At 72.0% G+C, this 22,500-nt stretch carries 14 protein-coding genes and 1 riboswitch (1 of these 15 only partly in view); of the genes, 7 read left to right on the forward strand and 7 right to left on the reverse strand.

Annotation, left to right across the window (positions count from 1 at the left end; genetic code table 11):
• Positions 1 to 297: 297 nt before the first annotated feature.
• Positions 298 to 455: riboswitch (cyclic di-AMP (ydaO/yuaA leader) on the forward strand.
• A gap of 11 nt (positions 456 to 466) precedes the next feature.
• Entirely contained in the window at positions 467 to 1,531 is a 1,065-nt protein-coding gene (locus tag STRTUCAR8_RS10775; protein ID WP_006375687.1) for a M23 family metallopeptidase, read from the forward strand.
• A gap of 114 nt (positions 1,532 to 1,645) precedes the next feature.
• Here STRTUCAR8_RS10775 and STRTUCAR8_RS10780 read toward each other — a convergent pair whose 3' ends face one another.
• The 4 genes from STRTUCAR8_RS10780 to STRTUCAR8_RS10795 form a co-directional block, all read right to left on the reverse strand.
• On the reverse strand, positions 1,646 to 3,016 hold the full coding sequence (locus tag STRTUCAR8_RS10780; protein ID WP_006375678.1) for a PrsW family intramembrane metalloprotease: 1,371 nt from the start codon (positions 3,014 to 3,016) through the stop codon (positions 1,646 to 1,648).
• Positions 3,017 to 3,099: 83 nt separating this feature from the next.
• Complete coding sequence (gene trmB, locus STRTUCAR8_RS10785; protein ID WP_006375682.1) at positions 3,100 to 3,909, reverse strand: tRNA (guanosine(46)-N7)-methyltransferase TrmB; 810 nt, start codon at positions 3,907 to 3,909, stop codon at positions 3,100 to 3,102.
• A 34-nt stretch (positions 3,910 to 3,943) separates the two neighbouring features.
• Positions 3,944 to 5,161: an L-2-hydroxyglutarate oxidase gene (gene lhgO, locus STRTUCAR8_RS10790; RefSeq protein ID WP_044471999.1), complete on the reverse strand. Its 1,218-nt coding sequence runs from the start codon at positions 5,159 to 5,161 to the stop codon at positions 3,944 to 3,946.
• Positions 5,162 to 5,281: 120 nt separating this feature from the next.
• Entirely contained in the window at positions 5,282 to 6,706 is a 1,425-nt protein-coding gene (locus tag STRTUCAR8_RS10795; RefSeq protein WP_006375679.1) for an NsdA family TPR-like regulatory protein, read from the reverse strand.
• A gap of 897 nt (positions 6,707 to 7,603) precedes the next feature.
• Between STRTUCAR8_RS10795 and STRTUCAR8_RS10800 the strand changes: the two genes are divergently transcribed.
• Positions 7,604 to 9,772 (forward strand): asparagine synthase-related protein, encoded by a 2,169-nt coding sequence (locus STRTUCAR8_RS10800; protein ID WP_044471994.1) that lies wholly within the window; start codon positions 7,604 to 7,606, stop codon positions 9,770 to 9,772.
• 163 nt (positions 9,773 to 9,935) lie between these two features.
• A complete protein-coding gene (locus tag STRTUCAR8_RS10805; protein WP_006375684.1) occupies positions 9,936 to 13,292 on the forward strand; it encodes an ATP-binding protein in 3,357 nt (1,118 codons plus the stop codon).
• Here the strand turns inward: STRTUCAR8_RS10805 and STRTUCAR8_RS10810 are convergent.
• Together STRTUCAR8_RS10810 and STRTUCAR8_RS10815 are read right to left on the reverse strand one after the other, a co-directional pair.
• Positions 13,279 to 15,282, reverse strand: a complete 2,004-nt coding sequence (locus STRTUCAR8_RS10810; RefSeq protein WP_044471995.1) for a sigma-70 family RNA polymerase sigma factor — start codon at positions 15,280 to 15,282, stop codon at positions 13,279 to 13,281. The genes STRTUCAR8_RS10805 and STRTUCAR8_RS10810 overlap by 14 nt on opposite strands.
• A 224-nt stretch (positions 15,283 to 15,506) precedes the next feature.
• A complete protein-coding gene (locus STRTUCAR8_RS10815) occupies positions 15,507 to 16,310 on the reverse strand; it encodes a TetR/AcrR family transcriptional regulator (RefSeq protein ID WP_006375689.1) in 804 nt (267 codons plus the stop codon).
• Between the two features lie 379 nt (positions 16,311 to 16,689).
• Between STRTUCAR8_RS10815 and STRTUCAR8_RS10820 the strand changes: the two genes are divergently transcribed.
• The 3 genes from STRTUCAR8_RS10820 to STRTUCAR8_RS10830 all read left to right on the forward strand — a co-directional run bounded on the left by STRTUCAR8_RS10820 (position 16,690) and on the right by STRTUCAR8_RS10830 (position 20,854).
• Entirely contained in the window at positions 16,690 to 18,069 is a 1,380-nt protein-coding gene (locus STRTUCAR8_RS10820; RefSeq protein WP_006375685.1) for an NAD(P)/FAD-dependent oxidoreductase, read from the forward strand.
• 208 nt (positions 18,070 to 18,277) lie between these two features.
• A complete protein-coding gene (locus tag STRTUCAR8_RS10825) occupies positions 18,278 to 19,978 on the forward strand; it encodes a SpoIIE family protein phosphatase (protein ID WP_006375693.1) in 1,701 nt (566 codons plus the stop codon).
• 33 nt (positions 19,979 to 20,011) lie between these two features.
• Positions 20,012 to 20,854, forward strand: coding sequence for a class I SAM-dependent methyltransferase (locus tag STRTUCAR8_RS10830; protein WP_006375690.1), 843 nt, complete (start codon positions 20,012 to 20,014; stop codon positions 20,852 to 20,854).
• On the opposite strand, the gene STRTUCAR8_RS10835 is transcribed toward STRTUCAR8_RS10830, so the two are convergent.
• Positions 20,844 to 22,118, reverse strand: coding sequence for an MFS transporter (locus tag STRTUCAR8_RS10835; protein ID WP_044471996.1), 1,275 nt, complete (start codon positions 22,116 to 22,118; stop codon positions 20,844 to 20,846). The genes STRTUCAR8_RS10830 and STRTUCAR8_RS10835 overlap by 11 nt on opposite strands.
• Before the next feature lie 147 nt (positions 22,119 to 22,265).
• Here STRTUCAR8_RS10835 and STRTUCAR8_RS10840 point away from each other — a divergent pair, with 147 nt between their 5' ends.
• A protein-coding gene (locus tag STRTUCAR8_RS10840; protein ID WP_006375671.1) for a MarR family winged helix-turn-helix transcriptional regulator crosses the window boundary here: on the forward strand, positions 22,266 to 22,500 show its beginning. Its footprint extends 314 nt past the window's final position; 235 of the gene's 549 nt are visible here — the first part of the coding sequence; it begins with the start codon at positions 22,266 to 22,268; its stop codon lies off the right edge, out of view.

The raw sequence follows: 22,500 nt of genomic DNA on the forward strand, positions 1-22,500 counted from the left end.
GGCCCTAGGTCGTTTGTGCCCTGGTCACCCTGCCTGTCGCTCGCGTCGACGGCTGGTTGTCATCACGTGTCACCAAGGGTGAGCGAACGATCTCGTTCCGCACAACATCTGACACTCCGTCAAAACTCGGCAGTCACTTAGGGCATGGTCAACTCGCCCGATTTTCACCGGTGGTGACCCAGAAAGTCCTCGGGAAAAGGGTTAACGATCAACGGGAACAGCTTGGAATCCGGTGTCCAGGTCTATTAACGTTCGATAACGCAGCGCGGTAGTCCCAGCCGTCACAAGAGTCGGCTCCGTGCGCAAGTGCCTAATCCCGCAAGGGAACCGGGGAACCACCAACTTGGGGTGAATCGCTCGTCCGCCTCCCTGGCAACACGGCAGGTATACGCGCGTAGGAGACCTTCCTGCTCCGAACCCGTCAGCTAACCCGGTAGGCGAGAAGGAAGGAAAGGAGCACGCCCACGTGGCGTCAAACCCGGCTGCCCCAGAAGCCCCCTCCGTGCCGAACCGGCGCAGCAGCGAGACCGAGGACGGGAAGATCCCGACCTTCGGCTTCGGCAGCTACCGCACCGACGAGGGCCCCTGGGAGGAGTGGAATCCCAGCGCGGACTCCACCCGCCCTGTTCGCGGCCGGCACCGCGTCGGCAAGCAGCGCGGCGGAGGGCTCGCCCGCAGCTCCACCGTTCTCGGCGTCGGCGTCATAGCCGCTGTCGGCGGGGCCGGCATGGCCACCGCGCAGACCGGCAAGCCGCCCGTCTCGATCTCCATCCCCGACCTGCCCTCGGTCGGCTCGCCCTTCACGCACGACGACTCGGACGACGAGCCCAAGGGCTCCGCCACCGCGCTCAGCAGCGTCGGCGTGACCCCCGAGGAGACCGAGCAGGGCACCAGTGACGCCGGCGAGGCCCTGCGCAGCCGCATCATCCTCCAGGCCGAGCAGCAGAAGGACCAGGCGGAGGCCAAGGTCCAGCAGGCCGCCCAGGACGCCGCCGCGAGGAAGGCCGCCGCCGAGGCCGCCAAGGTGAAGCGGGAGGCCGCGGCCAAGGTCGCCGCCGAGAAGAAGAAGATCGCGGAGGCCGCGGCGGCGAAGGTGGAGGCCGCGCGTCTCGCCTCGCTCGCCAAGCAGTACACGCTGCCGACCTCGTCGTACACGATCACCTCGACCTTCGGCCAGGCCGGCTCGCTGTGGTCCTCCGGCTACCACACCGGCCTCGACTTCGCCGCGCCCACCGGAACGCCGCTCAAGGCCATCCACAGCGGCACGGTCACCGAGGCGGGCTGGAGCGGCTCGTACGGCTACCGCACCATCCTCACCCTCGACGACGGCACCGAGCTGTGGTACGCCCACCAGTCGTCGATCAACGTCAGCGTCGGCCAGAAGGTCGCCACGGGTGACGTCATCGGCCGCGTCGGCGCCACCGGCAACGTCACCGGGGCCCACCTCCACCTGGAGGTGCACACCAGCAGCTCGGACAGTGCCGGCATCGACCCGATGGCGTGGCTGCGGAGCATGGGCCTCAACCCGTAGGAACCAGAAGCACAAGCTTGTAGGAGACGCCTTCCCCGGTCTCTCACCGGTAGTCCTGACGCTCGCTCATCGGCGTCAGGACTACCGGTTTTTTTCAGTGTTCGAGCTTGCTCGCTACGAGCGGTACGGGTTGTAGGCCGGGTACGGGTCGTAGGCGGGGAGGTTGTGGCCGTAGTGAGGGCTTTGGCCGTAGTCATGGCTGTGGTTGTACGAGGGGTACGGCGGCCAGGTGACCGGCGGCACCGGAGCCGGGGCCGGTGCGATGGCGCGGGCGGCGTGGTCCAGGGCCGGGCGGGCCACCGCCCCGCGCTCCCACAGCTCGCCCAGCAGCTCCTGCTCCCGGACGACGAAGTCGGCGCCCGCGCGGCCGAGGCGCCCCCGGTGACGCAGGAACGCGAGTGAGGTGGCGTACGCCTCGTACTGCGCCACCGCACGGGCCGCGGGCCTGCCCAGGTGACGGCGGGCGTGCTCGCGGGCCAGACGGCGGGCGCGCATCGAGCCGAGGGCGTACGGCTCGGCCGGGGCCAGCCAGCCGGCCATCGCGTACGCGGGCAACTCGGCGCGCACGGTTCGCAGTTCGCGCTGGCGGGTCCAGACGACCAGCCAGGTCAGCAGGCCGAACGCGGGAAGCATGAAGGCGGCGTACACCGCGATGAACCCGTACTCCCCGAAGGTCGACGAGCCGTTCCAGAAGGCGTGCATGCTCATCGCGAGCAGCAGTCCGGTCAGCGGCAGCAGCACCCGGCGGACGGGCCGGCCCTCGCCCCACAGCGCGGCGATCCCGAACCCGATGCCGGTGAGGACCGTGAACAGGGGGTGCGCGAACGGCGACATGACGACGCGCACGAAGAAGGTCGCCGCGGTGACCGAGGCGATACCGGTGTCACCGGTGAGCTGGTCGGTGCCGAACGCGGTGCCGATGTAGAGGATGTTCTCGGTGAAGGCGAAACCGGTGGCGGTGACCCCGGCGATGACGACGCCGTCGACGATCCCGGTGAAGTCGCGCCGCCGGAAGAGGTAGATGAGCAGTACGGCGGCCGCCTTGGCGGACTCCTCGACGATCGGCGCTATGACGGTCGCGCCGAGGGTGTCCGCGCCGGACGGGTCGGCGGTGGCCGTCGCTATCCATCTGGTCGCGAAGCTGTTGGCGACGATCGCTATCAGGGCCGCCGCACAGGCGCCCCAGGCGAAGGAGAAGACCAGGTTCCGCCAGGGGCCCGGCTCGACCCGGTCCAGCCACCGGAACGCGGCGACGAGCAACGGCACGGGCAGGACGGCGAGCCCGATCCCGACCAGGAACCCCTCGGTGCCGGTCTGTTCGCGGACCAGGGCGAGGATGACGAGCCCGGAGAGCGCGAGCAGGCTGATGAGGGCGCCGTAACGCACCCAGGGCCGCTGCCACCAGTGCGCGTGCCGCAGCGCCCCGCCGACGGGACCGTCGGCCGGGCCGCTGGGATGCGTCGGGTACGGGGGAAAGGTGGCCACGGCATTGACCCTAACGAGGGAGGGACGCGGCCCGCGAAGGTGCGGGAGGTTGTGTGAGGTTCCGGGCGGGCTCTACGAGCGCTCTACGAGTGCTGTACGCGGCGGAACAGCAGGTCGTTCACGACATGACCCTTCTCCAGTCCCTGGCCCTCGAAACGGGTCCGGGGCCGGAACTCCGGCCGGGGTGAGTAGCCGCCGTCCGGCCGGGTGTTCTCGAACTCCGGGTGCGCGTCGAGCACGTCGAGCATCTGTTCGGCGTACGGCTCCCAGTCGGTCGCGCAGTGCACGACGGCACCGGGGCGCAGCCGGCCGGCGACCAGATCGAGGAACTCGGGCTGGATCAGCCGCCGCTTGTGGTGCCGCTTCTTGGGCCAGGGGTCGGGGAAGTAGACGCGCAGGCCGTCGAGGGAGTCGGGGGTGAGCATCTCGCGGAGCAGGATGATGGCGTCACCGTTGGCGACGCGGATGTTGGTCAGCCCCTGCTGGTCGGCGAGATTGAGCAGGTTGCCCTGGCCCGGAGTGTGCACGTCGACGGCGAGAATGTTGGTGCGGGGATCGTCGGCAGCCATCCTCGCGGTGGCCTCGCCCATCCCGAACCCGATCTCGAGTACGACGGGCAGGTCGTCGCCGAACAGCTCGCCGAGGTCGAGCGCGTGGCCGTCGATGTCGAGGCCCCACTTGGGCCACAGCCGCCGCAACGCGTCACCCTGCCCGGCGGTGACCCGGCTGCGCCGGGGCTGGAAGCTCCTGATCCGCCGCTCGAAGTGGGACCCGGCGGGATCGGCCTGCGGGCCGCCGGGAAACCGGGGCTCGCCCTTGGCCCGGACGGGCGCGGGGGCCGGAGCGGGCGTCGGCTCGGGGGAGGAGGCGGCGGAGTCAAAGGAGTCAGACACAGTGCGGCCGATTTTACCGCCGCGGACACATCGGTCAGCCACGCAGCACGGCCAGCGCCCGCCGGGCCACCTCCCGCCCGATCGGCAGCGACGCGGTCGCCGCGGGAGAGGGCGCGTTCAGCACATGGACCGCCCTCGCCCCCTCACGGATGAGGAAGTCGTCCACCAGCGTCCCGTCCCGCAGCACCGCCTGCGCCCGCACCCCCGCCGCCGCGGGCACCAGATCCGCGTCCTCCACGACCGGCAGCAGCCTCCGCACGGCCCGCGCGAACGCCTTCCTGGACACCGACCGCCGCAGTTCCCCGCCCCCGTACCGCCAGTGCCGCGCGGCTATCCGCCACGACCCCGGCCACGCCACCGTCGCCCCCAGCTCGCGCATCCGGACGGTTCCCCACCCGTATCCCTCGCGGGCCAGCGCCGGCACGGCATTGGGCCCGATGTGGACGCTCCCGTCGATCCCCCGGGTGAGATGCACCCCGAGGAACGGGAACGCGGGATCCGGCACCGGATACACCAGCCCCCGCACCAGCTCGGGCCGCGCCAGCGTGAAGTACTCGCCCCGGAACGGCACGATCCGCATCCCGGGGTCGTCGCCGGTCAGCCGGGCCACCTCGTCGCAGTAGAGCCCGGCGCAGTTGACCAGGACCCGCCCCCGCACGATCTGGCCGCCGCCCGGTCCAGCCGTCCGCACGGCCACCCCGAGCTCCGGCCGCCGGTCGACGCGGACCACCTCGGCCCCGTACCGGATCTCCGCGCCGGAGGACTCGGCCAGCTGCCGGGCGACCGCCACGTAGTCGCAGATCCCCGTCGTGCCCACGTGTATGCCGGCGAGGCCCCGCACCTCCGGCTCGTACTCCCCGATCTGGGAGGGGCCAAGCTCCCGCACCGGAATGCCGTTCTCCCGGCCGCGCTGGACGAGGGCGTGCAGACGGGGCAGCTCGTCCCGTTCCGTGGCGACTATCAGTTTGCCGGTGACGGCGTGCGCGATGCCGTACTCCGCGCAGAACTTGACCATCTCGGCGGCGCCCCGCACCGCGTACTCGGCCTTGAGCGATCCCGGCCGGTAGTAGATCCCGCTGTGGATCACCCCGCTGTTGCGGCCCGTCTGGTGCCGCGCCGGGCCCGACTCCTTCTCCAGCACCGTCACCCGGGTGCCCGGGGCGGCGCGCGTGATCGCATACGCCGTCGACAGACCGACGATCCCCCCACCGATCACCAGCACGTCACAGTCGTAAGCGAACCCACGCGTCAGCTCCACCGCGCCCCACCTCCTGCTTCCGATAGTGCACTGCGCCACTGACAGTCACTTCAAACGCAGGATGCGGACACAGAAAGCGAACACCCGTCGCAGCGTCTGGGGACGCTGTGAAATCTACGCCGGAGTCATCAGCAGCGGCCGGGCCCGCTCCCGCAGCTCCACCACGCGCGGCTCGTCCCCGTAGGGCTCCAGCCGGTGCAGAAGATCCTTCACGTACTCGGTGGTGCGCGCCGAGGAGATGCGCCCCGCGACCTCCACCGCCCGTACGCCCTGCTCGCATGCCGCGTCGAGGTTGCCCGACTCGAGCTCGGCGACCGCCGAGACGACCAGCCGCAGTCCGTGCGAGCGCACGAACTCCTCCGTCGGCTTCGACAGAGCCTGCTCCGTGAAACGGCGGACCTGGCGCGGTGCCTTCAGGTCGCGGTAGCACTCGGCGGCGTCGGCGGCGAAGCGGTCGTACCCGTAGAAGCCGAGCCAGGAGGGGTCGCCGTCGCCGTCGCGGGCCCGCTCCAGCCAGCTCTCCGAGGAGCGCAGCGCGGCGCCCGCCGCGTGGGCGTCACTCGCGCGCGCGTGGGCCCGTGCCTCGACCAGCCGGAAGAAACTCATCGTGCGGGCCGTCGCGAGGCCCCGGTTGCGCTCCAGGGCGGCCTGGGCGAGGTCGACGCCCTCGTCGCCGAAGCCCCGGTAGGTGGCCTGCAGCGACATCGAGGCCAGGACGTAACCCCCGAGCGGTACGTCCGCCGCCGCACGGGCGAGTCGCAGCGCCTGGATGTAGTACCGCTGGGCGGCCTCCTGCTGGCCCGTGTCGAAGGCCATCCACCCGGCGAGACGCGTGAGTTCGGCGGACGCACCGAACAGCGCGCGTCCCACCTCGTCCGAGTACGAGCCCAGCAGCAGGGGCGCAGCCTCCACCCGCAGACACTCGGGCACCATCGAGGAACGCCAGTCGCCGCCCCCGTACTTGGAGTCCCAGCGCCTGGCGTCCTCCGCGGCCTCCCGCAGTTTCTGCACATCGCTGTGGCCGACTTTCAGCGGTGCCCCGGAGCCCTCGGAGGGGCTCGCGTCGCGTGCCACCGAGCTGTCGGCCGGGGTTATCAGCCATCGTGAGGCGGGCGTCGCGTACGCGCTCACCGCGAACGATCCGGCGAGCGACTGCCAGATGCCGCCGGAGCCGGCGCGCCGGCCCGCGAGGTCGAGACGGTAGAGGTCGGTGGCCGAGCGGACGGCCTGTCCGACGTCCCTGGGGAAGGCGAGGCCCACTTCGGGCGCGGGATCCGCGTCAGCCAGGCCGATCTCGTGGAGCGGCACCGGGCGGCCGAGCTTCTGGCCGATGGCGGCCGCGATGAGGTGCGGCGCGGCGCCCTGCGGCACCATGCCCTTCGACACCCAGCGCGCCACCGACGTCTTGTCGTAGCGAAGAGTCAACCCGCGTTGAGCGCCAAGATCGTTGACGCGACGCGCGAGTCCTGCGTTGCTGATTCCCGCGAGGGCGAGAACGGCGCCGAGTTTTTCGTTCGGCCCGCGTTGCTCCCTGGACATGCGCCACCCCTCGACACAGACGGCTGCCGCGCTGGCATAACCACCCGGCATTCGTAAACCCAGCGTAGTTCGCCGCATCCCAAGCGTTAAGGGGCATTGTTCCGGATGGCGGGATTGTGGTCCGTACGGAAGTTCTGGGGATGTACGCACCGTTGCGACGTGCCCCCGACGTGTGGCCGTGCGCCTGTCCGTGCGCTCTTCTCCGGCCATGGCGGGAGCGCTTCCATGGATCCTGCGTGGGTCGGCCCGCTGTACTGGATCCAGTGGGCTGGGGGACACCGCCGCCTACATCCCCGCGGGCGGCGGACCGGTCCGGGAGGCGAACTCCGCCTCCCGGACTGTGCGTGGGCGTTGCGCTCCGCAGAGCCTGTACGGAGCGTGCGCGAGCCTGCCTCCGCTTCGCCAACTTGGCCGAAAACAGACCCTGTCGTACCGGGTCGATTACCCCTCCCACCACGGAAATTGAGGGCGCGTGGGGCGTCTTGGGGGAGCGTAACGGGGGCGCATTCAGGTCGCAGCCCCGGCACCCCCGGCTCGCGGTCAGCCCGCGGTCGGCTCGCACTCGTCCTGCGGTCGTGCCGGGAACTCCCCGCTCGACGGGTTGCGAACTTCCCGCCAGGGAACGGCGATCTTCTGATCAGACCGCCGAAGTCCCTTTCCTCGGACGTCGCATAGGCCTCAGGCAACCTCGAAAAATCCCGGTGGACCCTGAAGTCCCTTGGTGCGCGCGTGCGTTCGGCGCCGGGCGGGCATGTTCCAGGGGGTGCACAGGAGTTCGCAGGGGCGCACTTCGGGGAGCACGAGCGGCTCCGCCGTCCCTCCTGGGCGCGTCCTTCATGGCAGCATGGTGCCGAGTTCGTCCGGTGCACTGGTTGTCCACAGCCTGTGGAGGCGTCGATGCGGTGGTTGGTGGGATGGAGCAGCACCGCAGCTGTGGCCGCCAAGTTCGCGACAGGACCTGCCGGTTACGCGGCCGACGGAGCCGGAAGCGCGGCCGGTGCCGGATACGCGGCGGGGGCGACCGGCTACGAGGGCGAGACGGTCCGCCCGGTCGGCTCCCAACTCCTCTGGGGAGACCCCGATCCGCTCTGGGCGGTCGGCGACTGGCGCCCCGACGAGGTGCGTGTCGTGCGGGCAGACGACCAGACCCGGATCGCTGTCCTGGGCACCTGCGGAGCCACCGACGAGCAGCTGCGGGTCGCCCTGTTCGCCGCCCGCGGAGGGGCACTTCGCCATCTGACGGCCTGGCCGGGCAGCTACACGGCGATCGTCCACGTGGGGCGCCGGCTCATGGTCTGCGGCGACCTCGCGGGCGCGCGCCCGGTGTTCCACACCCCCTGGGCGGGCGGCACGGCCTACGCGACGGCGGCCCTCCCGCTCGCCGACCTCATCGAGGCCAACCTCGACTTCGGCCACCTCGCCGCTCTCCTCGCGGCCCCCGATGTGCCGGCCGCGCTGCACGACTCGACCCCGTACGACGGCGTACGGCGCATTCCGCCCGGGCACGCGCTGATCCTGCGCGCCGGGGCACGTGAGATCGCCGGGTACGAACCGGTCGCCTCCCTCGCGGTCGCGGCCGCCTCCGTGGACGCCGACAGCGCGGTGGACGGCGTACGGGACGCGCTGGTCGAGGCGGTACGCGCCCGGCTGTCGGCCCCTCGCCATGTGCCCGACGCCAACATGGACCCAGGACCGGTGCCCGGCATGGGCCCCGCGGAACGGCGTGCCGCGCGCGGGATGCCCGTACCGGGGATAGGGGCGGACCTGTCCGGCGGACCGGCCTCGGGAACACTCGCGCTCCTGGCGGCCGGCCTCCCGGGCATGCCGGGGACGGTACTGGGGCACGGCACGGGCGCCGGGGAGCGGCTCGTGGCGGTCACCTTCAACGACCTGGTGGTGGGCGGCCGCGAGGCGGAACTGGAGCGGGCGGGGACCCTGGCGGCGAACCCGCGCCTGCACCACGTGGTGGTGGCGGGCGGCGAGGACGTCCTCCCGTACGCCGACCTGGAGGGCCCGCTGACCGACGAACCGGGCCCGTCCCTGGTGACGGCGGCACGTCATCGCGCCCGCCTGGCCTCGGGCAGCGCCGACCACTTCACCGGCTACGGCGCCCGGCAGGTGCTGGACGCCCACCCCGCCCGCCTGGCGGACCTGCTGATGGACCGCAAACGACGGCACCTGGTCCGGCCGGTGGCGGCGCTCGCGAAGGCCGACGGCTCGGTGATGGTCCCCGCGCGCGTGTACGGCGCCGCCCGCAAGCTCTCCCGTACGCCCTACCAGGCCGGCATCGAGAACCTCGCCGACCGGCTGATGCAGCGCCGGTTCGACGAGCCCGGGGGCGCGGTGGGGGCCTCGCTGGCCGCGCTCACCTGGGCGAGACCCGGCCCGGCCGCGCGCTGGCTGACCGGTGAGGCACTGGCTGAAGTATCGGTTCGCCTCAACTGGGCGACGGACCGCGCGGGCGTCGGCGTAGGCCCCGGCCAACGTCCGGGGGACTTCCGCGCGCGGTCGGCACTGGCCCGCCACGCGGCCGACGTACGTGTCCTCGAGCAGGCTGCGGAGATCCGCTTCCAGCGCCTGCACACGCCCTTCCTGGACAACCAGGTGGTACGCGCCTGCCGGGCCCTCCCCGAGGCGCTGCGGGTCCAGCCGGGCGCCCGGGCGTCCATCCTCCGTACGGTCCTGGAAGGCGCCGGCGTCGCGGACCTGCCCCCCGGCTGGGGCGCGCCCTCCCACGCGTCGGCGAACGCGGCGTCGCGGACGGGCCTGCGGGTGTCGGTGGAGTCCCTGATGACCCTCTTCGACACGCCGCTGCTCGCGGAGGCGGGTCTGGTGGAGGCGAGAGTGGTCCGCAAGGCCCTCCGTGCCGCCGCGGCGGGCGAACCCCTCCCCCTGGACGGTCTGGCGCACCTGGTCTCCCTGGAGGTGTGGCTACGCCGCCTCCTCTCCCGCCGAGGCACCTGCTGGACCGGAACCCCCGCCCGCCAACGAGCCGTACCGTCGGGAATCACCCCCCAGAGGGGCGCCCTGGGAGCAGGCGCGGGGGCACACGCCTCCGGCGGTTAGCCGGGAGTGCTTCTGTCGAGTTCGGGCCCGCATCTCCAGCCCGTTGGGGGTCCCCCCTCTGGGGGAGTTTGAGGACAAGGCCCGCTCAGAGCCGAAGCGGGGGTCTGGAGGCGCAGCCCCCAGGGATGGGACGGGTAAGGGCGGCGGGGGCGAGAATAGGCCGGTGCGGTACAGAATCCTGGGCGTCACCCAGGCCCAGGACGACCACGGCACCGCCGTACCCCTCGGCGGCCCCCGCCTCCGCGCCCTCCTCACCGCCCTCGCCCTGCGCCCCGACCGCACCCTGACCCCCGAGACCCTGATCGACGAGGTCTGGGGCCACACCCCGCCCAAGGACGCCCCCGCAGCCCTCCAAGCCCTCGTCGGCCGCCTGCGCCGCACCCTCGGCAAGGACACCATCGCCTCGGAGCCCGGCGGCTACCGCCTGGTGGCGTCCCCGGACCACATCGACCTCCACGTCTTCGAACACCTCGTACGACAGGGCAGGTCGGCCCTGGACAGCGCCGACCCGGCGACCGCCGCCCGCACCCTCTCCGAGGCCCTCGCCCTGTGGCGCGGCCCCGCCCTCGCCGACCTCCCCGACCGCACCGCCGCGACCCGCCCGGAGGCACTGCGCCGCGAGGCGACACGCGCGCGCGTGGAGGCGGACCTGAGACTCGGCCGCGCCCACGACGCCGTGCCGGAGCTGCGGGAACTGACGGAGGCCCACCCGTACGACGAACCGCTGCACGCCCTCCTCGTCCGGGCCCTGCGCGACACGGGCCGTGACGCGGACGCCCTCGCCGCGTACGAGACGGCCCGCCGAACCCTGGCGGACGGCCTGGGCACGGACCCGGGCCCGGAACTGCGGACCCTGCACATGGAGTTACTGACACGGCCGCCACACTCACGACCGAAGCCGTCGCAGCCGGCCCAAGAAGCTCCCGAGAACGGCAACATTCGCCCCCGTCTGACATCTTTCGTCGGCCGGGAACCCGAGGTCGAGGCCATCCGTTCGGATGTGCACAGGGCCCGTCTCGTCACCCTCATCGGGCCGGGCGGTTCCGGAAAGACCCGTCTCGCCGAGGAAGCCGCCGCCGGCCTCTTCCCGGCATGGCTCGTCGAGCTCGCCCCGCTCGACCGGCCGGAGGCGGTCCCAGGCGCGGTGGTCAGCGCGCTCGGTCTGCGCGAGACCGTGCTCAGGACCACCGAACTGACGACCCCGCAGGACGACCCGCTCGCCCTGCTCATCGAGTACTGCGCCCCGCGCAGCCAACTCCTGGTCCTTGACAACTGCGAACACGTCATCGAAGCGGCGGCCGAACTCGTCGAGACCCTGCTCACGCACTGCCCCGGGCTCACCATCCTCGCCACCAGCCGTGAACCCCTGGGCGTCCCCGGGGAGTCGGTGCGCCCGGTCGAGCCGCTCCTCCCCGACTCGGCCCGCCGCCTCTTCGAGGAGCGCGCGGCAGCCGTACGCCCCGACGCGGGCACCGCCCTCCGTGACACCGAGGCGGTCGAGGAGATCTGCCGTCGGCTCGACGGACTGCCCCTCGCCATCGAGCTGGCCGCCGCCCGCCTGCGGATGCTCACCCCGCGTCAGATCGCCGACCGCCTCGACGACCGTTTCCGCCTCCTCACCTCCGGAAGCCGCACGGCGCTGCCCCGCCAGCAGACCCTGCGCGCGGTCGTCGACTGGTCCTGGGACCTGCTCGACGAGCGGGAGCGGACGGTGCTGCGCGAGGTCTCCGTGTTCGCGGGCGGCTGGGACCTCGCCGCGGCGGAGTCGGTGTGCACGGGCCCGGTGTCCGACCTCGTCGGGGCGCTCGTCGACAAGTCCCTGATCGTCGCGACCCCGCACGAGCGCGACGCGGGCGGCATGCGGTACCGCATGCTGGAGACCATCCACGAGTACGCCGCCGAGCGCACGGCGGAGACCCCCGAGCTGCGTGCCGCCGTCGAGCTACGGCACCGCGCGTGGGTGCGCGCTCTCGTGGAGAAGGCCGAACCGCTGCTCCGCTCCGCCGAGCAACTCCCCTGGATCGCCCGTCTGGAGACGGAGCTGGACAACATCCGGGCAGCCCTCCACCGCACGATCAGAGCGGCCGACGAGGAGGAGGCCATCGCCCTGGTCCTCGCGATGGGCTGGTTCTGGTGGCTGCGCAACTACCGCCGGGAGAGCATCGAATGGCTCACCCGCGTCCTCGACCTGACCCTGGAGTCGGAGTCGGAGTCGGAGACGGGGTGGGGACCGGAGCCGGACACAGACCCGACCATGCCGATCAGGCCGACGAGAACAGACGGCCGGCCGGGACGGCATTCCCGGCGCATGAACCTCCGTATGCTCCACATCTTCCTGACCCTGGACGCCGACCGGACCACCGTCCCCCGCGGTGAGGACTGGCAGCGCCGACTCGCCGAGGTGCGCGCCCATTTCGAGCGCGGCGGCCCGGAAGCGGCCCGGCTGCCCGGCTTCGCCTGGCCGTTCACCTTCCTGTCCCACCGGCCAGGTCCCGACGGCTCCGGGGACAGGGTGAACAACACGGTGGCCACGACCGCGGCGGCTCTGGACGCCGTGATCGCCAACTGCCGTGTCCACGGCGGCGACTGGGAGGTCGCCGTGGCCCTGATGTTCCGTACGCATCTGGTCGTCGACTCGGCGGGCGGCCTGCAGGGACGGCGCGTCGACGACGACCTCGCGGACCTGCGCGTGCTCAGCCGGCGTGTCGGCGACCGCTGGGTGCGGGCCCAGGTGTGCAGTGCGGCCGGGGAGGCGGCCATGTCGCGCGGTGGCTTCGAGGAGGCCAAGCGTGAATACGCGGAGGCGCTGCGGTTCGCCCAGGAGGTGGGCGCCCACGCCGAAGCGCCGTTTCTCATCGCGAGGCTCGCCGAGATCGCCTACCGCGAGGGCGACCGTGCCGGCGCGCTGACCGCCCTGGACGAGGCGAGCGTGGCAGCCGAGCGGTACGGGGTGGCGGACTCCCGGGCGTTCGTACTGCTGCTGCGGGCGCAGATGGCGCTGGACGAGCGGGACATCGCCCGCGCGCGGGCACTGTGCGAGCAGTCCCGCGCGCAGAGCGCGCACGGCACACCGCCGCCGCAGTTCATGGCCTGGCTGGACGGGATGGACGCCCTCGTCACGACGGAGGAGCGCGGGCCCGAGGAGGGCCTGGCCAAACTGACCACAACTGTGCGCGCGGCCGTGGCGCAGCGCTGCGCCGAGATGATCACGGCGGGGTTGGTGGACAGCACGGCGAGACTGCTGGCACGGCTCGGCGACCTGCCCCACGCGGCCCGTCTGCTCGCGGCCTCGGAGAGCTGGCGGGGCGAGCATCCACGCCCGATGCCGGACAGCGCGCGGGCTCAGGAGACGGAGGACGAGGCCCGCCGGGCCCTGGGAGCGGCACGGTTCGAGTCGGAACGCAGGACGGGAGCGCGACTCACCGCGGACGACGTAGTCGCCCTGCTCGGCGAACTCGCCCACCTGTACCCGTCACCCACCCCCGAACACATCCCCACCACCCCCGTCACCGGCACATGAACCGGGACTCCGCCCAGTCCGCGAGTACCACCGAGTCGAACGGCGAGTGAGGCTCCACGACCAGGCGGATCGTCCTGCGCCCGGTGAGGTCGACGTGGACGGGTACGGCCTCCTGGCCGCCCTGGACCACCCCGGACTGCCACATGCGCACCCCGTCGGCGAACACCGAGAAGCGGACCCGGCCGACGCCCAGCATCATGTCGTCGACACCGACCAGGGCGTCGTACGAGGCACAGTCGCGGTTGAGATCGACGGTGACCGAGGACTGCCCGTGGACGGTCACCCCGCGCGCGTACTGCTTGTCCGCGATCGCCACGCCCCACCGCTGCCACACCCAACTGCTCTCGCCGAGCCGCATCTCGGGCTTGGTGCCGTCGCCGGTGATGCCGTACTCCAACTCGTTCCACTGGTAGTCGGCCGGGGCCGGCGGCGGGGGAGGCGGGGGAGGAGGTGTCGGGGTGGGCGTGGGCGTCGGAGACGGGGGCGGGGGTGGACTGGGGGTCTGAGTCGGGGTGGGGCTCGGGGTGGGCGTCGGGGTCGGAGTCGGGGTGGGACTGGGGCTCGGGGTGGGTGCGGGCATCTGGGCCGGGGCCAGGGCCGGGACGACCGGGTCGGGTTCCCGCTCGGGCGGCGTCGGGCTCCGGGGCGGCTCCGGTGCCTCCGGCCGGGTCACGGGCGCGGACGGCGCCGGCTGGGCCACCGGCTTCTTCGGGACCTGGTCACCGGCCAGCGCGAACACCACCGCCGCGATCCCGACGGCGACGACACCCGCCGCGATCCCCGCCTTCACCGGCGCCCCCAGCCCCTCCGCGGCTGCCGCGCCGCCCCCGGCCCCGCCGGAGGACGAGCCGCTCGCCGCGGCTGCAGCGCCGCCGACGCCCACCGCACCCGCTCCGGCGCCCCCGGCGACCAGCGCGGCCACCTTGGCGTACCCGGCGGCGCCGAACCAGCCGATGACCGCGAGCGGTACGACGGCGGGGATGCCGCTGGCGACCTCCTTGATCTGGCCCGCGGCCAGCCGGCACTTGGCGCACTCCTCCAGGTGCTTGCGCAGCCCCCGTTCGGCCCGGGTACGCAGCCCGCCGCGGGCGTACGCGCCGAGCCGGTCGGCGTAGCGGGAGCACTCCTCGTCGGTGACGAGGGTGGCGCTGACGTGGGCCTGGAGGTAGGCCTGCTTGAGCCCTTCGCGGGCCCGGCTGGCGAGCACGCGCGTGCCGTTGGCGTCCAGCCCGAACAGCGTGGCGACCTCGCTCGGCGACTCGTCCTCGACCTCGGTGTGCCACAGCACGGCCTGCCACCGCTCGGGCAGCGACCGGAACGCCTGCATGGCCATGGACCGCTCGGCCTCGTGCATCGCGCGGACGTCGGCGCCGAGATCCAGCGTGTCGTGGTCGGCGGCCACCTCGGAACCGCGCGCGGCCTGCGCCGCGAACACCGCGAAGTCGTCGACCAGTTGCTCGCGCTTCGCCGACGTCGTCCAGTTCGCGGCGACCCGGCGGACGGTGGTGAGCAGATAGGCGCGTACGGCGTACTCGGGGCCGCTGCCGCCGCGCACCGCCTGGAGCATGCGGGCGAAGACCTCCGCGGTCAGGTCGTCGGCGGTGTGGCCGTCACGGCAGCAGGTGCGCGCGTACCGGCGTACGGCGTCGGCGTGGCGCCTGTACAGCTCCTCGTACGCCGTGTCGTCACCCGAGCGCATCCGCCCGATCAGGTCGGTGTCGGACGGAGGCAGCTCGATGGGCGGCGGGAGCACACTGTCCGCGCGGGGCGGCAGCAGGCCGCCCCCGCGCTGCGCCGGGACGCTCTCCATCGGGTCGTCGAGGTACTCCGGGTACTCCGGGTACTCCGGGTACTCCGCGCCGTCCACCGAGCCGCCGAGGTACTGCACGCCTCCCGGCCCGCCCTGGTTCGGCACCTGGGGTGAGGCAAGGCCGCCACCGGCCTCCGGGGCACCGTCACCGAGTGACTCGTCCCGCCCGTCAACGCTCATCGCGGAAAGCCCCCGCCGCCTGCACAGCTGCCTGCACATCGAGTCCCGAACACCGGGTCAGAGTGCCATATTGGCTTTTGTTCAGGGCGCCTGGAACGGACCAACCACTCGTCCGTGGGGACTTCCCGCACCGAGGTACTAGCGTTCACCCGAACGGGGAATGCTCAACCGGCATTCCCTGGAGGGGAGTTGTCCGCCCCGCCCTGATCATCCCGGTTCGTTCGTCACAGAGGCCGCGACCGCAACCCCTCCAACAGGATGTCCAGCAGCCGTGACGAGGCCGCCGCCTGCTGCGCCGCGTCCGGCAGCGAGGGCGCCGCCGTCGCGATCACCAGCAGTACGTCCGACACCGACACGTCCGGCCGCAGCACACCCGCCTCACGCGCCCGCTCCACGAGCCGGCCCACTACTTCCAGCAGTGCCGCCGCGCCCGCGTCGTCCGCCAGGGCGGCCGCCGCGGCGTCGTCGGACACCAGCCGCAGTTCCCCGGCGCCGAAACCGCCACCCGTCGCCTGGGTCCGCTGCTGCGGCACCCGCGCCTCATCGAGGCCGAGCCCGCCAGAAGCGCCGGAAGCACCGGAACCGTCATCCTCGGCGACGCCGACCCGCAGTATCTGCGGCGGCAGCAGCCGCCCGGCGCCCGAGGCCACCGACGTCCGCAGGAAGCGCGACAGCGCCGACCACGGCTCGTCCTCCTGCCCGAGCGCCGCACGAGCCTGGTCGGTCAGCCGGGAGGTCTCCTCCTCGGCTATCCGCCGGACCAGTACGTCCTTGCTCGGGAAGCGCCGGTACACCGTGCCGACACCCACCCGAGCGCGCCGCGCCACATCTTCCATCGGCGCGCCGTACCCCAGCTCGCCGAAGACCTCACGTGCCGCGCGCAGTACGTGCTCCAGATTGCGCTGTGCGTCCACACGCAGCGGCGCCGTACGCGATGTGTCACCGCGTCCGTTGCCCGCCGCCGCGCCGACCGGTCCGCCTGGTGCGATGGCGGACGCGGATGACCAACGAGAATCCTGAATGTGCATAATGTTCCCCCGGTAATGACGTCTCCCCCCGGAGACTCCCCGCCATTGGCAGCCGGAGCGCGCGGAACAGCACTGAACAACGGGCCCACCCGTCGTGGAGCGAACCCGAAAGAGCGCATCCCCCTACACCCCGTCGACCTACGAACATAGTTGAGCGAGGGTCAATTCAGAAGGGGCACGTTCCGCACAGGGTGCCGCCCGATCGGAGTACGTGTCGCATACATCCCGGTTACGCCCCCTCCCGGCACCGGACCAACCCCCTCTGAGCTGCGACTATGCCCTGCACGTCACCGATTCGGGCAACGTTTCGGCCCACTGCCCGAAGGTCACACAAATTGCCGGGCCTGTGGACAAACGCGAGCGCTGGGTGCGTCATGGGATGGTGAAGGAACGTGCGCGCATTCTCGTTGTCGGCGGCGGCTACGTCGGTATGTACACGGCCCTGCGCCTCCAGCGGAAGCTCCAGCAGGAGCTGAAACAGGGCCAGGTCGACATCACCGTCGTCACTCCGGACCCGTACATGACCTATCAACCGTTCCTCCCGGAGGCGGCCGCGGGCTCCATCTCGCCCCGCCATGTCGTCGTACCGCTGCGCCGTGTCCTCGACCGGTGCCGGATCGTCGTCGGCGAGGTCACCGCGATCGACCACGCCAAGCGCACCGCGACCGTCACCACCCTCGCCACCACGGAAGAGGGAACGGGCGCCCAGCAACTGACGTACGACGAACTCGTCCTCGCCCCCGGCTCGGTCTCGCGCACCCTCCCGATCCCCGGCCTCGCCGAACACGCGATCGGCTTCAAGACGGTCGAGGAGGCCATCGGCCTGCGCAACCACGTCATCGAACAGATGGACATCGCCTCCTCCACCCGCGACCCCGCGATCCGCGACGCGGCCCTGACCTTCGTCTTCGTGGGCGGTGGCTACGCCGGCGTGGAGGCGCTCGGCGAGCTGGAGGACATGGCCCGCTACGCCGCGCGGTACTACCACAACGTAAAGCCCGAGGACATGAAGTGGATCCTCGTCGAGGCATCGGGCCGCATCCTGCCCGAGGTCGGCGAGGAGATGGGCAAGTACACGGTCACCGAGCTGCGCCGCCGCAACATCGACGTACGCCTGGAGACCCGCCTCGACTCCTGCGCGGACCGGATCGCCGTCCTCAGCGACGGCGCCCGCTTCCCCACCCGTACGGTCGTGTGGACCGCCGGCGTCAAACCCCACCCCCTGCTCGCCGCGACCGACCTCCCGCTGAACGAGCGCGGGCGCCTGAAGTGCACCGCCGAGCTGCGGATCGAGGGCACCACGCACGCGTGGGCAGCGGGAGACGCCGCCGCCGTCCCCGACGTCACGGCCGCGGAACCCGGCAAGGAGACGGCCCCCAACGCCCAGCACGCCGTACGCCAGGCCAAGGCCCTCGGCGACAACATCGCCCACTCCCTGCGGGGCGAACCGCTCGAAACGTACTCCCACAGGTACGTCGGTTCAGTAGCCTCCCTGGGACTCCACAAGGGCGTCGCACACGTCTACGGGCGCAAGCTGAAGGGCTACCCCGCCTGGTTCATGCACCGCGTCTACCACCTGAGCCGGGTGCCCACCTTCAACCGCAAGGCCCGGGTGCTCGCCGAGTGGACCCTGTCGGGACTCTTCAAGCGGGAGATCGTCTCCCTCGGTTCACTCGAACATCCCCGCGCGGAGTTCGAACTCGCGGCCGGTGGAAAGCCTCCTCAGAAGCCCCACCAGGACCCGAAGGGGTCGTCCTGACCCGATCCAGGAACTCCACCGACGCGGCCGACGTCTGAAGGATGTCGGCCCGGTCGGCCACCCTGCCAGACTGGCTCCACGTCCCCTCGCCGCACGCCCTTCTCTACCCACGAGGCTTTCCGTAAGTGCTGTATCTCCCGGGGGACGTCCCCCGTACCTCCGGCCGACCCGCTGCCGGCCTGTGCCGACGAACACGAGGCAAGGATTCGTGAACTTCACGCGCTGGAGCGCCCGACTTCCCGGAACGCAGCGCCGCGCGGCAGCGCGGACCGATCACACGATCAGCCCGGAGCGGCTGCCCGACCGACGCGCCGAAAGCACCGGCTCGGGCCCCGGCTCCGTACCCGCCGCCCGCGCCGAGCGGCTCACCGACGGGGCCCCCTGCCTCCCCGCGGTCGACGACCTGCCCACCCGCGAGGTCCTCGACCGCATCCCGGCCCTGGTCGCCATCGTCCACGGCCCCGACCACCGCATCGCCTACGCCAACGACGCCTACACGGCCGCCTTCGGCGTACGCGCGGAGGGCGCCCCCGCGCGGGAGGCGGCCCCCGAGCTCGACGAACTGGGCCTGCTGCCCCTCCTGGACCAGGTCCTGCGCAGCGCCAAGCCGCGCACGCTCAAGTCCCGCAAGGCGCACAGCGGACGCTCCTACACGATCACCTGCACCCCGGTCGAGGCGACGGCCACTCCCGAAGGGAGTGGCGGCGTCCTCATCTTCGCCGCCGACGTCACCGACCACGCCGAGGCCGCCGAACGCCTGCGCGCCAGCGAACGCAGCCAACGCGAGACCGCGGTGACCCTCCAGCGCTCCCTCCTCCCCCAGGAACTGGAGGAACCGGACGACCTCCGCGTGGCGGCCACCTACCACCCCGGCGGCACGGAAGCGGCGGTGGGCGGCGACTGGTACGACGTCATCACCCTCGGCGGCGGGCGCACAGCCCTCGTCATCGGCGACGTCATGGGCCGAGGAGTGCGCGCGGCAGCGATCATGGGCCAGCTCCGTACGGCGGTCCGCGCGTACGCCCGCCTGGACCTCCCCCCGCACGAGGTCCTCCAGCTCCTCGACGGCCTCGCCATGGAGATCGACGCCAACCAGATCGCCACCTGCGTGTACGCCGTCCACGACCCCAACGAGGGCAAGCTCGTCTACGCCTCCGCGGGCCACCTCCCCATCCTCGTCCGCGACGAGAACGGGATCGTCCAGCGCGCCGACGAACCCACGGGCCCACCCCTCGGCACCGGCGGCTGGATGCACGCCTCGGGCTCGATCCCGCTCGCCCCGGGCTCCACGGCGGTCCTCTACACCGACGGACTGGTGGAACGCCGCAACGAGGACCTCGACGAGGGCATCGCCGCCCTGGAGCGCGCCCTCGCCGGCGCCACGGGCAGCCCCCAGGTCGTCTGTGACCGCCTGGTCCGCTCGGCGGGCGTCACGGCGGACCACGACGACGACGTGGCGGTCCTGGTCCTCCAGCACCCGGCGCGCACCGGCCCCGACAGCGACCTGTTCCGCAACGCGGCCCTGGAACTCCTGGGCGGCATCGAAGCGGCCCCACGCGCGCGTGCGTTCGCCTCCGGCGTGCTGACGAGCTGGCGCTTCCCCACCGAACTGCACGACGTGGGCGTCCTGGCGGCCAGCGAACTGGTCGCGAACTCCCTCCAGCACGGCACACCCCCGATGCGCCTGCGCCTGCGCCGCACCGACCGCCGCCTCATCGTCGAGGTGACCGACGGCGACGACCACCTCCCCCTGCGCCGCACCGCGGAACCCGGCGACGAATCGGGCCGCGGCATCGCCATCGTCGCGACGGTCGCCACGAGCTGGGGCTCACGCCGGACACCGGGGGGCGGGAAGGCGGTGTGGTGCGAGTTCGTGCTGCCGGGAGGCAAGGACGCGCGCGTCCCCTAGGCGAACCCGCCACCGCCTGCTAATAGCTCCTGCATGGCAGATCCCACAGGTTTCCCCCTCAAAGACAACGCCACACACGACGCCACGGAACACTACGAGCGCTACAGCGCCCCATTGATGGCCCCGTTCGTCACCGAGGTCATCGAGGCCACCGACCTCTTCCCGGGCGCCCACGTCCTCGACCTGGCCTGCGGCACCGGCTTCGTCGCCCGCGCGGCCGCCGCCCAGGTCGGCCCCACGGGCCACGTGGCCGCCGCCGACCTCCTGGAGGCCATGCTCAAAACCGCCGCCCGCCATGCGCCCCGGATGTACCCGGACATCGAGTTCACCCAGGCGCCGGCGGACAAACTCCCGTACCCGGACGACTCGTTCGACGCGGTCCTGTGCCAACAGGGTGTCCAGTTCTTCCCCGACCTGGACACCGCACTCGCCGAAGCGGCCCGCGTCACCCGCCCGGGAGGCAGATTCACGGCCACCGCCTGGACCCCGCCCGCGGATCGCAACCCATACATGGCGGCCCACCTCAAGGCGGTCACCGAACTGGGCAACCCGGAGGCGCGGGCGCGTTTCGGGGTCTCCCTCTCCGTCCCCGCCGACCGCCTCACAGCCGCCCTGACCACCGCCGGTTTCCACGACATCACGACTCGCGAGGTCACCTTCGGGATCGCTCTCCCGGACCTCGCTGACTTCGTCACCGGTCACCTCGCGGCCGTCCCCTGGGGCCAGTCGATCGAGGAGGCGAGCGGCCCGACCGGCTTCGCCGAGGCGGCGCGGGCAATCCGTGAAGCCCTGACCCCCTATGCGGCCCCCGACGGCTCGGCGACCCTCCCCTTCACCTCGACCCTGGCCACAGCCACCCGCTCCACTACGCGGTAGGCACCGCCGACTCCACAGGAGCCCCGCCCTGCGCGACCACCCGACTGCGCCGCGCCAGAGACGGCTGATTCTGTACGGGGGTCAGCTGCCGCCCCAGCCGGACGGCGAGCACGCTGATCCCCAGCGAGAACAGCAGGAACATCACGATGTACGGCGCGTGCAGCGAGGCCCCGAGCGGCCCGCCCACCGCCGGACCGACCGCCAGCGCGAGCTGCTTCACCAGGGCGAACGCCGAGTTGTACTGCCCCGCGAGCCCGGCAGGCGCCAGATCGGCCACCAGGGGCGCGACGGTCGGCGACAGCATCGCCTCCCCGAGCCCGAACAGCGCGTACGTCGACACGAAGGCGGCGGTCGCCATGGCCTGGCTGCCGTGCCCGAGCCCCGCGTATCCGGCCACACCCCACGCGACGGCCCACAGGATCCCCACGGCCGCGATCACCCGCGACCGCTTCTGCCGCTCGACGAACCTGAGCACCGCGAACTGCGCCACCACGATCACCGCGGTGTTCGCCGCCAGCGCCGAACCGAGCGCGGACGTCGAGATCCCGGCCGCCTCGACGCCGTAAGCGGCCAGCCCCGACTCGAACTGCCCGTAACAGGCGAAGAACAGCACGAAGCCCAGCACACACAGCTGCACCATCGCCCGGTTCTCCAGCAACTGCTTCCAGCTGCCCTTGGCCTGAGCGGGTGCCCCGTCGATCCTCGGCGAACGAGGCATCCGTACGGTCGCCATGATCACGGCGAGCAGCAGGAACATCGCCGCCTCGATGGCGAACAGCAGGGTGAACGAGCCGACCCGGGTCGTGTCCACGAGATGCCCGCCGATGAGCCCACCGACGCCCAGCCCGAGGTTCTGCAGGAAGAACTGCGTGGCGAAGGCCCGCGACCGCGTCTCCGTCGGCGAGAAGTCCACGATCATCGTCGCGAGCGCCGGCTGCATCACGGCCTGCCCTGCCCCCAGCGCGACAGCGGCCAGGAGTACGGCGGTGGCGTTGGCGGCGAGCCCGAGGCCCATCGCGCCGACAGCGGCGGTGACCAGGGCGACGAGCAGCACCGGCAGCGGGCCGCGCCGGACGATGGCCCGCCCGGCGAACGGCAGCACGACCAGCGCCGCCACAGCGAAGACGGCGAGTACGAGACCCGCCGTCATGGCTCCCAGTCCCCGCACCTGCGCCACATAGACGTACAGATACGGGACCGTGAAGCCGAGCCCGAACGCGCTGAGTGCGTTGCCCACATGGATCCGGCGCATCTCCGCGCCCATCGCCCTGGTCACTTTCACCTGCCTTGATCGTGAAGTCGTACGCCAAACGAAGGGGTTAGGTGTGAAGACTTCGAAGCTAAAGTTAAGAATTGAACAGTACACCTCGAAGGACTTCGATGCCAAGCGCTCGCATGGGATACTCCGTCCATGGGTGACACCCCCGCCGTCGGCGAACCGACACTCGATGAGCAGATCGCCGCCTACCAGCGCGAGTTCAGCGATCTGGACCCCCAGGTCGAGAAGATCGTCACGGCCCTGGGCCGGCTGAACCGCCGGATGAACGTGGCGTACGGCCGTCAGACCGCGACACTCGGCATCAGCAACGCCGAGTGGGAGGTCCTCAAGGCGCTGGTGCTGTCCGGCGCCCCGTACCGCATGGGCC

Source organism: Streptomyces turgidiscabies Car8 (assembly GCF_000331005.1).
Lineage (GTDB): Bacteria > Actinomycetota > Actinomycetes > Streptomycetales > Streptomycetaceae > Streptomyces > Streptomyces turgidiscabies.